Source organism: Actinoallomurus sp. NPDC050550 (assembly GCF_040655075.1).
In the GTDB taxonomy this organism is placed as follows: domain Bacteria; phylum Actinomycetota; class Actinomycetes; order Streptosporangiales; family Streptosporangiaceae; genus Actinoallomurus.
The window spans coordinates 75,795-87,287 of sequence record NZ_JBFAJC010000005.1 but is presented as its reverse complement, the minus strand read 5'-3'; the positions used below and the strand labels follow the sequence as shown (position 1 = coordinate 87,287).

At 70.9% G+C, this 11,493-nt stretch carries 5 protein-coding genes and 1 pseudogene; 2 read left to right on the top strand and 4 right to left on the bottom strand.

What is annotated here, in order from left to right; genetic code table 11:
• Positions 1-29: 29 nt before the first annotated feature.
• Positions 30-1,562: an APC family permease gene (locus tag AB0I04_RS08745; protein ID WP_360881187.1), complete on the bottom strand. Its 1,533-nt coding sequence runs from the start codon at positions 1,560-1,562 to the stop codon at positions 30-32.
• Between the two features lie 226 nt (positions 1,563-1,788).
• Between AB0I04_RS08745 and AB0I04_RS08740 the strand changes: the two genes are divergently transcribed.
• The gene (locus AB0I04_RS08740; protein WP_360881185.1) at positions 1,789-2,673 is read left to right on the top strand and encodes a polysaccharide deacetylase family protein; all 885 of its coding nucleotides are present in this window, start codon (positions 1,789-1,791) and stop codon (positions 2,671-2,673) included.
• Between the two features lie 10 nt (positions 2,674-2,683).
• On the opposite strand, the gene AB0I04_RS08735 is transcribed toward AB0I04_RS08740, so the two are convergent.
• Together AB0I04_RS08735 and AB0I04_RS08730 are read right to left on the bottom strand one after the other, a co-directional pair.
• The gene (locus AB0I04_RS08735; protein ID WP_360881183.1) at positions 2,684-3,544 is read right to left on the bottom strand and encodes an aldo/keto reductase; all 861 of its coding nucleotides are present in this window, start codon (positions 3,542-3,544) and stop codon (positions 2,684-2,686) included.
• 115 nt (positions 3,545-3,659) lie between these two features.
• The gene (locus AB0I04_RS08730) at positions 3,660-6,326 is read right to left on the bottom strand and encodes a beta-mannosidase (RefSeq protein ID WP_360881181.1); all 2,667 of its coding nucleotides are present in this window, start codon (positions 6,324-6,326) and stop codon (positions 3,660-3,662) included.
• A 242-nt stretch (positions 6,327-6,568) separates the two neighbouring features.
• On the opposite strand from AB0I04_RS08730, the gene AB0I04_RS08725 reads away from it, so the two are divergent.
• The gene (locus AB0I04_RS08725) at positions 6,569-9,589 is read left to right on the top strand and encodes a glycoside hydrolase family 3 C-terminal domain-containing protein (protein WP_360881179.1); all 3,021 of its coding nucleotides are present in this window, start codon (positions 6,569-6,571) and stop codon (positions 9,587-9,589) included.
• Positions 9,590-9,684: 95 nt separating this feature from the next.
• Here AB0I04_RS08725 and AB0I04_RS08720 read toward each other — a convergent pair.
• A pseudogene (locus tag AB0I04_RS08720) lies at positions 9,685-11,440 on the bottom strand (glycoside hydrolase family 15 protein).
• Positions 11,441-11,493 lie beyond the last annotated feature (53 nt).

Here is an 11,493-nt window from a genome sequence, read left to right as displayed (position 1 = left end):
GGACAAGGGCACGTGTCCTTCCTTCTGACTCAGGTGTCCGCCGCGGGCTCCGGCTCCGCCCGGCGTGCCCGTCGCGTCGGCGTTCCGAGCACGTAGAACAGCACGCCGAGGCCGACGCACAGGGCGAGCGGCACCAACTGGCTCAGCAGGTAGCCGAGCCGGTCGTGCGCGAAGCCCGCCGGCAGCGAGTCGGCGGGGTCACCCGACGTGCCGAACCACCCCACCCCCAGCCCCGGCCACACGAGCTGGACGAGGGTGAACACCACGAAGAACGTCGGCAGCGCCGCGACCAGGCCCACGGCGGGGGACCGGTAGGGCCGCTCGACGTCCGGCAGCCTGCGCCGCAGGACGTACAGGCTGGGGAAGGCGAGCATGTAGGAGATGAAGGTGGTGGAGATGGCCAGTCCGAGCACGGCGGAGAAGTACTTCTGCGCGTCGCCCTTGGTGATCAGGAACGCCGCCACCATGACGGCCGTGGACAGCACGGACGACAGGAGGTTCACCCGGATCGGCGTGCCGAAGCGCGCCGAGAACCTCCCGAGGAACGCCGGCCCCGCGCCGTCCGCGCACGCCACCGCCTGAGCGCGGTCGCCGCCCATCGACCAGGTGATTCCGCTGGTCAGCACCCCGATGATGAGGCCGAGCGCGGCGATCTTGCCCATCACCGAACCAGCGCCGGTCAGCGTCACCGAGCCGTTGGCCGCGACGTGCCCGCCGTACACCGTGAACACGGCCTTGCACGCGTCGACGAACCCGCCCAGGCTGCCGATGGCCCTGCCCGGCAGCACCAGGAGAGTCCCGAGGATCGGCGCGCCGTACAGGACGACCGCGAGGACCCCGGAGCGGGCGATGGCGAAGGGCACGTCCCGCTGCGGGGCGGTCATCTCCTCGGCCGCCGTGCTGGGCAGCTCGAAGCCGACGTAGTTGTAGACGAGGACCGGGACCAGCCCGACGAAGCCGACGTAGCTGGGCTTGAAATCGCGTCCGTGCAGGTGGACGCCGTGCTTCGCGCCATAGAGGATCACCGAGAAGAGGAAGGTGCCGATCAGGACGACGCGTGCGATCGCCCCGACGGTGGGCAGCCACTTGCCGATGCGGAACGCCAGCAGCACCGCGAGCGCGCCGATCCAGATGAAGATCGCGCCGCCGAGGTACTTCCAGGTGCCCGGCAGGTCGAAGAAGAACTTCTCCCACGTGGTGACGGCGACGATGGTGAGCGTGCCGCCGAGCCACACCGGGTTGGAGATCCAGTAGAGCACCTGGTTGACCCCTGCGGCGAACCGGCCGAAGGCCAGTTTCGTCCACACGTACGGCCCGCCCTCGAACGGGAACGAGGACCCGAGCTCGGCGGCGAGCAGCCCGTACGGCAGGAAGAAGAACACCGCGAGGAACAGCAGCCAGACCAGGCCCTGCGGGCCCTTGGCCGCGACCGTGCCGAGCGTGTCGAGGCCGACCAGGGCGCAGATCAGGAACGCCGCGATGTCGAGCCGGAAGAAGGACTTCCGCAGGTGGGTCTTCTCGTGTTCCCAGCGGCCGGTGAAGTCGTCGGGGATCGCGGCCATTGGCATCGCCTCTCTGCCGGTCCGGCGCCCCCGATACTGATTCGCCGATCAGTTTCCCCGTCTGTCTACTCCAGCCGACCGGATTTGGGAAGGGGCAGAACCGCTTCCGCATGACTACCCGTCAGGCCCGCCGCCACTCGGCCGTCACCTTCGCCGACGTCCCGGACGCCACCGACTCCGTCGATGCTTAACCTGGCGTGAACGCCGTACGCACCATGATTACGGTGTGGACCACCGAATGCCTCCCAGCCGCCGTGCGGTCCTGGCGGCCATGGCGGCGAGCGCGCTCGCCGGCTGCGCGGGCCCGTCCGGCACGGCCCGCGGTGGCCGGGCCGGCAGCGGGGCGCCCGGCCCCGGGACCGGAAGCGGCAGGCCGAGCCTCACCCCGCGGCCCGCCGCCGCCCACACGGCGACGCGTGCCGAGGTGGTGGCCCGCTACGGGCGGCTGAAGCCGCACACCTGGGGGTTCGGCGCGCCCGGGACGGTACGCGCACTGCCCACCCGAGGTGCGATCGCGCTGACCTTCGACGCCTGCGGCGGTCCGGGCGGGAGCGGCTACGACCACAAGCTGATCGACTTTCTGCGCCGGCGGGAGGTGCCGGCGACCCTCTTCATCAACTCCCGCTGGATCGACGCCAACCCGGCGGTCTTCCGCCGGCTGTCCCGCGAACCGCTGTTCGAGATCGCCAACCACGGCACCCGGCACCGTCCGCTGTCGGTCACCGGGCGGTCGGCGTACGGGATCGCCGGCACGCGCAGCGCCGGTGAGGTGTACGACGAGGTCGCCGGCAACCATGTCAAGCTGACCCGGCTGCTGGGCTCACCGCCGCGTTTCTTCCGGTCCGGCACCGCGTACTGCGACGACGTCGCGGCGCGGATCGTCACCGACATCGGGGAGCGCTTCGTCGGCTTCAGCGTCAACGGCGACGCGGGCGCCACGTTCACCCCCGCGGAGGTCCACCACGCCGTCGGGGGCGCCGCCGACGGCTCGATCGTGATCTGCCACATGAACCAGCCCAAGGGCGGCACGGCGGAGGGCATCGCCGCCGCCGTGCCCCGCCTGCTGGCGGCAGGCCACCGCTTCGTGCACCTCTCCGACGAGTTGCACTGACGGCCGGGGATCAGACGAACAGCGGCTCGGCCTGGGACCGCTGGACCAGCGCGTCCATCGCGGCGTCGTCGGGTGCTTCGCCGAAACGGGAGGCGGCGTCGAGGACGCGGGGCAGCAGGTCGACGTCGCCGACGCTGTTGACGAAGACGCCGGGCCGGCTGAGCGCCCACCAGACGGCGAGGTCGATGTCGTCCTGCCGCTCCAGCGGTTCGTACCAGGTGGACCGGGTGTGCGGGCGGCCCATCCACGGACGCAGCGCGATCGACTTGATCGTCTGCATCGCCACCTGACGCTCCTGGCACGTCTGGTACAGAGCCTCGAAGTTGTCCGCGTAGTAGGGATTGCGCAGGGTGAGGTAGTTGTACGGCAGCAGGACCGAGTCGAAGTCGAACCTCTCCAGGCTCCGCCGGTGGCTCGCCGCGATCTGCGTGCCGTGGCCGGTCACGCCGATCCACCGCACGAGCCCTTCCTCCCGCGCCGCCAGGGCGGCCTCGAGCGCCCCGTCGGGGCTGAGGGCGATGTCCCACTCGATCGGGTCGGCCAGGGAGTGCAACTGCCACAGGTCGACGTGGTCGACGCCGAGGCGGTCCAGCGACCGGTGAAGCTCCTCACGCGCGCCCGTCGCCGTGCGCTCGCCGGTCTTGGTCGCCAGGAAGAACCGGTCCGGCTCCCGCCGCAGCAGCGGCCGGAGCCGCACCTCCGCCTCGCCGTAGGAGGCGGCCACGTCGATGTGGTTGATCCCGTGCTCGAGGATCACGTCGAAGGTCTGGTCCGCGACGCTCTGGGACACCGCGGCCAGCGCCGCTGCGCCGAAGATGACACGCGTGCTGTCGTGACCGGTACGCCCGAACTCCGCTGTTTCGATCGGCACCTGCGACCCTCCGAGGACAGGCGAACGCGTTGCGCCGACGCCTCGTCGGGGAACGGCCCGCGCGGTGACGTACACGCTACGCCACCGCGCGGATCCGGTCCGACCCGGGCATTCGTCACCCGGTGACCGTCCGGGTGGCCACGTTCCAGCCGGAGACGCGGACTCCGGCCGTGGATCCGTGCAGGTCGGACGTACGGTAGGTGGCGGTAAGCACGGTCGACTCGCCGGGCCACAGGCTGACCGCGTCGTCCGACCACCGCACCGGGAGCACCGGCTTGCCGGACGCGTCGACGACGTGGGCGTCGAGGTAGAACGCCGGCACCTTGCCCGTGCCCGTGTTCTTGAGCGTCACCGTGGTCGTGGTGGTGCCGTCCGCGGACGCCGCCGAGGAGACCGCCGCGCTCACCGGCGCCGCCGCCATGCCGGACAGTCCGCTGAGGTCGGCGTAGCTCGACGTCGGCACGTAGTACCAGTCGTTCTTCGACCAGTCGATGACGTCCTTCTTGGTGGACAGCCAGTACACGTTGCGGTCGATCTCGCGGCCGTCCTCGCCGGCGACCGTCAGGCGCACCAGGTAGGTCGTGGACAGGCCGCTGATCGACGACGGGAGGGTCAGCGCCGTCGCATGGCCGCCGTCGCCGGGCACGCTCACGGTCGCGGTCTTCGAGTACTTGGAGGTGCCGTCGAGGTTGTACACGTCGGCCTTCACCGTGAGGCCGGACGCCGTGCCGTGGCCCGAGTTCACCACGGCGACCGACCGGTCGTCATAGGAGTACTGCGCGTGCAGCGGCCGGTTCGCCTCCTTGGCGCCGTAGTAGGAGCCGCCCTGGTCGAGGTAGTAGTCGAACAGCTGCCAGTGCAGGGAGGTCCAGCCGCTGTTCAGCATCCAGTAGACGACGCCCGTGGACGGCTTGGAGGAGTCGGTGAAGTTCCGGCCGTACGCCTCGAACTGCGCGCGCACCGCCTCGTACTGGGCGAGCTGCGCCTTGCGTACGTAGTCCTCCAGGCTCGTCGGCTTGCCGTAGCGGCCGATGAGCGCGTTGTCGAAGATCTTCAGGGTGCCGAACGTGCTGGACGGCGAGCGGTGGTACTGCTTCGCGGAGGGGTTCTGCCACAGCGAGTCGAGCTCGCTCGAGCTCATCATCCGGTGGAGCGTGTCGAGGGTCGGCACGTCCGGGCCCGCGCTCGTCTCGGAGTTGAAGCCGTACGCTCCGCCCTCCTTCTTCGTGTACCAGTAGTTCGGCGGGACCCAGTCGTACGGTCCGGTCATCTTCATCCCGGACGAGCCCGTGATCGGCGCGGACGCGTCCGACGCCGCCGGGACGATCGGGTTCGGCCAGTCCGCCGCCTTCAGCGCGTCGACGTACTCCTGCTCCACCTGCTTGGTCGGCGCCTCGTCGCTGCCGATCAGGAAGGAGATGACGCTCGGGTGGTCGCGGAGCCGCGCGGCCTCGGCGGCCATCGACGCCTTCGCGACGGTGTGGTCCGCGCTGCTCCAGCCGCTCAGGCTCTGCCACTTGTCGCAGCACTCCCAGCCGGGCAGGGTCAGGATGCCGTACTCGTCGGCCAGGTCGAAGAAGTCGTCCGGCTCCAGGTGCCCCTCCAGCCGGATCGTGTTGAGCCCGAGGTCACGCGTGTAGCGGATCCGGTCCTCGAGGTAGGTGCGGTCGGGGCGCAGGAACAGGTCGGGGGACCAGCCACCGCCGCGGATGAGCAGCGGCCTGCCGTTGATCGTGTACGTGCGGGCGCCGTCGGAGTTCAGCGCGGAGCGCACGTCGCGGACGCCGAACCGCTCGTGCGCCGTGTCGGTCGCGGCCCCGCCCACGGTGGCCGTGAGGTCGAGGTCGTAGAGCGGCTGGCCGCCCATCCCGTACGGCCACCAGACCTTCGGGTTCGCGATCGACGAGGTGAACGTCAGCGTCTTGGTCTCGTGGGCCGCGAGGGACACGTCCTGGGAGAAGGACGCCGGGCCGGCGGTGCCGGCGACCGTCGCCTGCACCGTCGCGGAGGAGTCGTTCCGGGCGTCCACCTTGACGGTCAGGTCGGCCTTGTCCAGCGCGGCCACGGCGAGCTTCGTCGTGACGTGGGCGCCCCGAAGCGCCACGGCGCCGCTGCGCCGGACGAACACGTCGCGGAACAGGCCCATGTTGTGGTCGGGTGGCGACTGCACCCAGTCGATCCAACCGGTCGTGAGGTTCTTGTCCGGGTCGTTGGGGTTCACCGAGAACGCCACGGAGTTGGCGCCGGGGTGCACGAGCGCGGTGATGTCCGGCTGGTACCGGGGATAGGCGCCGGCGGTCTGCGCGGCGGTCGCCACCCGCGTGCCGTTGACCCAGACGTCCGCGCTGGAGATGACGCCGCTGAAGTCGAGGAAGGTGTGCAGGTCCGGTTCCGAGCCGAGGGTGAAGTCCGTGCGGTACCACCACGGCACGGTGAAGTCGCTCGCCGGGATGGACTTCAGCGCGGTCGAGTAGAACGGGTCGCCGTACTTGCCGTTCGCGAGGAGCGCGGCCAGGACGGTCGAGCGCGGGCCGGCCGAGTACCAGCCGGACGCGCCCGTGTATCCCGGGGTCGAGATGGCGGCGCCCGAGTCCGTCACCTTGGCCGAGGACTGGATCCGGTATCCGGCCAGGGCGGTCGCGGCGCCCGAACCGGCTGAGACCCGCGTGATCGGGCCCGGTGCGACCGGGGCCCTCGCCGCGGCGGCCGCACCGCCGAGGGCCAGTACGAGTGCGCAGGCCCAGAGGGCACAGAGGAGAGCACGGGCGCGTCCTGCGGTCATCGAGTTCCTCCGGCGGGGATCGGGACGGAACTGTTAGGAAGACTCCCTAACGAACGTAATCGCCTTCCGTGCGGATGGTCAAGGCCCTCGTCACCGATGCCGCTAAGACGGAGGCAGGTGGAATTTCAAGATCTTGACGGTGAATTGGCGGCGAACCTACCTTGATCATTTCGGTAGGCCTCCCGGCTACCGACGCACCCACCTCACCGACCACCCACCTCGCCAAGGATGTGCGTCGAAACATGACCAGATCACGTGCCCACGGGCGCAGACCCCGGCGTCTGTGGGCGGCGATCGCCGGCGTGGCGATCGCCGCCGGAGGGCTGCTCGTCCCCGTTCAGTCCGCGTCGGCCGACGCCGGACAGCCGTGGATGAACACAGCCCAGAGCCCATCGTCACGGGCGGACGAACTGCTCGCGGCGATGACGCTCGCCGACAAGGTGAACATGCTGCACGGGAGTGCGGACGCCCCCGTCCCCGCTGTCGGGTACATCGCGCCGATCCCGCGGCTGCACGTTCCCGGCATCACCATGACCGACGGCCCGGCCGGTGTGCGCGACCGCGTCGACAAGAGCACCGCGCTGCCGTCCCCGTCGGCCCTCGCGGCCGGCTTCGACACGCGGCTCGCCGAGGAGTACGGCTCGGTGCTCGGCGGCGACGCCCGGGCGCTCGGCCAGGACGTGGTGTTCGGCCCCGGACAGAACATCCAGCGCGTGCCCGTGAACGGCCGTAACTTCGAGTACTTCAGCGAGGACCCGTTCCTGTCCGGCACGATGGCCGGCGCGGACGTCCGCGGCATCCAGCGCCACGGCGTGATCGCCACGGTGAAGCACTATGTGGCCAACAACCAGGAGACCAATCGCAAGACCGTGTCGGCGAACATGGACGACCGTACGCTGCACGAGATCTACGAGAAGAACTTCGGCGTGGCCGTCGCCGACGGCAGGCCCGGAGCGGCGATGTGCTCCTACAACCGGGTCAACGACGTCTACGCCTGCGACGACAGCGAGACTCTCGGGTCGCTGCGCTCGCAGCTGGGCTTCACGGGCTTCGTGGTGTCCGACTACCCGGCCACGCACGCCACCACGTCGATCAAGGACGGGTTGAACGTCGAGCTGCCGACCGGGGTGTTCAACACCCTGCCCAACGTGCGGGCCGCGCTGGACAAGGGCTCGATCACGATGGCCGACATCGACGCCCGGGTGCGCGAGACGCTCAAGGTGCTGTTCGAATTCGGGCTGTTCGACCGCGACACCACCGCCCGCGGCCCGATCGACCAGGACGCCGACAACGCGGCCGCCCAGCGGATCGAGGCCCAGAGCGCGGTGCTGCTGAAGAACGACGGGGACGTCCTGCCCCTGGGCTCCTCGACGCACGACATCGCCGTCATCGGCACCCCGGCGAAGGCCTCCGCCCAGGGCGGAGGCAGCAGCAAGGTCAACCCGCTGTCGATGGACAACGCCTACGATGCCATCGTCTCCCGCGCCGGTTCGTCGGCCACCGTCTCCTACGCCGACGGCTCCGACCTCGGCCAGGCGGCGGCGACCGCGAAGACGGCCCAGGTCGCCCTGGTGTTCGTGAAGGACGGTGAGGCCGAGGGCACCGACCGGTCCAACCTGAGCCTGCCGGGCGGCCAGGACGCCCTGGTCGACGCGGTGGCGAAGGCCAATCCGCACACCGTGGTCGTACTCCAGACCGGTTCGGCGGTGCTCATGCCCTGGCTGAAGCAGGTCGAAGGCGTGCTGCAGACCTGGTACCCAGGGGCCCGGGGCGGCGCGGCCACCGCGCAACTGCTGTGGGGCGACGTGAACCCCTCCGGCAAGCTGCCGCAGACCTGGCCCGCGAGCAACGCGCAGACGCCGGTCGGCACGCCCGCGCAGTACCCCGGCATCGACGGCGAGACCTCCTACTCCGAGGGCGTCTACGTCGGCTACCGGTGGTACGACCAGCACGACGAGACCCCGCTGTTCCCGTTCGGCCACGGCCTGTCCTACACCCGCTTCCGCTACAGCGACCTGCGGCTCCACCACTTCTCGGGTGACTCGCGCGACCCGGTGACCGTGTCATTCAAGGTCACCAACACCGGCGACCGGGCGGGCGCCGAGGCGCCGCAGGTGTACGTCGGCAAACCGGACACGCTGGCGCCGACCGCGCCCAAGGAGCTGGGCGCCTTCGGCAAGGTCGAGCTCGCCCCGCACCAGACCAGGACGGTCACCCTCACGGTGAACCCGCGGGAGCTGTCCTACTGGGACAGCGGCGCCCAGGCCTTCACCGTCCAGGACGGTTCCTACCCGATCGCGGTCGGCGGCTCCTCGGCCTCGCTGCCGCTGCGCGCCACGTACCGGGTCCGGAAGACCGACGGTCCGGTCCGCTTCGAGATCGCCGAGCTGCCCGGCGTCGTCGAGCCCGGGACCACCTACACGGCGACCGTGCAGGTCGGCAACCTGTCCGACGTTCCGCTCACCTCGGCCGCGCTCAAGGTCTCCGCACCGGCCGGCTGGCGGGTCGTCCCGCAGAAGGGCCACCTCGGGACGGTCCAGGCCGGCCGGTCGGCGAGTCGGACCTTCCGCGTCACGGTGCCGGCCGGCGCTGTGCAGGGCGCGACCAGCCTGGCCGTCACCCTCAGCGGACGCGTGGACGGCCGAAGGATGTCGGCCACCCGGACGGCGCGGCTGAACGTGCCGTACGCCTCGATGGAGGCCGCCGCCGACACCGTCGGCGTCACCGCCAACGGCGATCCCGGTCCCGGCAACTTCGACGGCAGCGGGTACAGCTACTCGGCACAGAGCCTCGCGGCCGACGGCGTCACCCCGGGCGGCACGGTGAAGGTCGGCACCGCCACGACCGTGTTCCCCGCACAGGCCCCCGGCACGCCGGACGCGGTCAGCGCGTCCGGGCAGGTCGTCAAGGTCGGCGGCACCGGCAGGGCCCTGGTCGTCCTCGGCGCGGCCCACAACGGAGTGGGACGCGGCACGCTCAAGGCGACGTTCACCGACGGCACGTCGGCCGACGTGCCGATCGACTTCGCCGACTGGTACGGCAACGCGCCGGTGGCCTCGAGTTCGATCGTGTCGACCGGCCAGTGGAACCAGCCGCTCACCGGCGGCAAGGGCCCGCACGACGTCAGCCTGTACGGCGAGGTCCGATTGCTGCCGGCGGGCAAGACGCTCGCCTACGTCACCCTGCCGGCCGTCGGCAACATGAGCCTGTTCTCGGTCAGCGTCGACGATTCAGCGCCTCCCGGCGCCGCCGCGCACCCCTGATCGAGCCGGACTCGGGCCGGACGGCCACGTCCGTCCGGCCCGGGTCCGGCACCCGGTGCCCGGCCGGCTCGACGAGGGGCGCTCCTCCCCGTGATTCACGGTGAATCGACGGCGAGCCGTGCCGCCGCCTCGAGGAAGGCCGCGTGGACGAACGCCTGCGGCAGGTTGGCGCGGAGCTGACGCTGGCGGGTGTCGTACTCCTCGGTGAACAGGCCGGTGGTGCTGCAGCCGGACCTGATGCGTTCGAAGCGGCGTACGGCCTGCGGGATGTCGCCCTGGTGGTGTTCGGCGAGGGCGAGGAAGAAGCCGCAGAGCATGAAGGCCCCTTCGGCGTCGCCGAGCGGGCGTTCGTCGATCGCGTACCGGTAGACGAACCCGTCTTCGACCAGACGTTCGCGGACGGCGTTCAGGGTGGCGACGGTGCGGGGATCGTCCGCGGGAAGGGCACCTCTGATCGGCGGGATCAGCAAGGACGCGTCGATCCGGTTGTCGTCGGGCGCACGGCGCCAGTGCCCGGCGGGGCTGAGGCTCGTGCGGGTGGTCTCGGCGAGGATCGTCTCGGCCAGGGCGAGCCATTCCGATCGCTCGGGCGGTGCCGCGATGGCCGCCGCGGCCGCCCGCAGGCCGGCGACGCAGGCCAGCCGTGACTGGGTCCAGCATCGGTCGTCGATCTCCCAGATCCCGGCGTCGGGGCGGTGCCAGCGCGCGGCGATGACGTCGACGGCGACGCGTGCGGCGCGGGCCGCCTCCTGCGACAACCGATCGATCCGGGCGGCGGTGGCGAAGAGGTGGAGAGCCTCACCGACGGCGTCCAGCTGGAACTGGTCGTTGACGCGATTGCCGGTGATGAGCCGGGAACCGGGATACCCCGGGGAGGTCGCGTTGTCCCTCGTCGGGGACGGCGTCTCCGGTGACCGTATAGGCGGGTTTGAGACGGGCGCCATCGGCCAGCAGGCGCTCCGCCACGAACCCGGTGGCGGCGTCCAGCAACCGCGGCCGGGCACCGTGGACGGCGACGGCCTGGCCGGCGTAGCACTGATCGCGGATCCAGGCGTACCGATAGTCGTAGTTGCGGTCGTATCCCATCCGCTCGGGCAGCGACGTGGTGGCCGCGGCGGCCATTCCGCCGCAGCTGCTGGTGAGACCGGTCAGTACCGCGTAGGCGAGCTGGGCGTCGCGGGGTGCGATGGTGTCCTCGCAGGCCGGTACGCAGGCGCGCCAGTCGGCCTCGGTGGCCGCCCACAGGTCGTGCGGGGAGAGGGACCCGTCGGGACGGCCGGTGGTCAGCTCCAGCACCAGGTCGTGGGACTGACCTTCGGGAAGGTCCATGATCAGCAGCAGGCCGTCGTCGTCATGCTCGGCCTTCGCGGCCCCGGCCCAGCGCATGCGGACGGAGCCGCTGCGGGCCGTCCAGATGCCGTCCTCGAGCCGCAGCCCGGTCATCGTGTGCTTCCCGAAGTCGCCGTGCAGATCAAGGCGTACCTGGACGCGAGCCGGGCCCCGGACGGCGTGGATCTGGCGGAGCAGGACGGCACGGTCACGATGTGCCGGGCGGAGCAGGGACTCCCGGGATTCCACGGCGCCGGCAGGGGTGACCCAGCGGCTTCGCCAGATCAGGCTGCGGTCTTCGTAGTAGCCGCCCCAGACGCGCCACTCGTCGACCGGCTGGACGGTGTAACGGCCCCGACCGCCGACCAGCCCGCTGAAGACCGCCGGTGACTCCCAGGAGGGAAAACACATCCATGCCACGTCCCCTTCCGGGCCGATCAGGGCTCCGCGTTCGCCGTCGGCGACGACGGCGTACTCCCGCAGGACGTGCGGCAGGGAATGTCCGGCGTACGCAGTGGCCATACCAGCGGTGATTTCCTCGATCGCCCGTCGTATGCACGGCTACGGATCCGGTC

What these genes read in the sequence shown, in the direction of transcription:
- AB0I04_RS08745 (WP_360881187.1), bottom strand. Translation starts at nt 1,562, where the DNA reads ATGGCCGCGATCCCCGACGACTTCACCGGCCGCTGGGAACACGAGAAG.
- AB0I04_RS08730 (WP_360881181.1), bottom strand. Translation starts at nt 6,326, where the DNA reads ATGACCGCAGGACGCGCCCGTGCTCTCCTCTGTGCCCTCTGGGCCTGC.
- AB0I04_RS08725 (WP_360881179.1), top strand. Translation starts at nt 6,569, where the DNA reads ATGACCAGATCACGTGCCCACGGGCGCAGACCCCGGCGTCTGTGGGCG.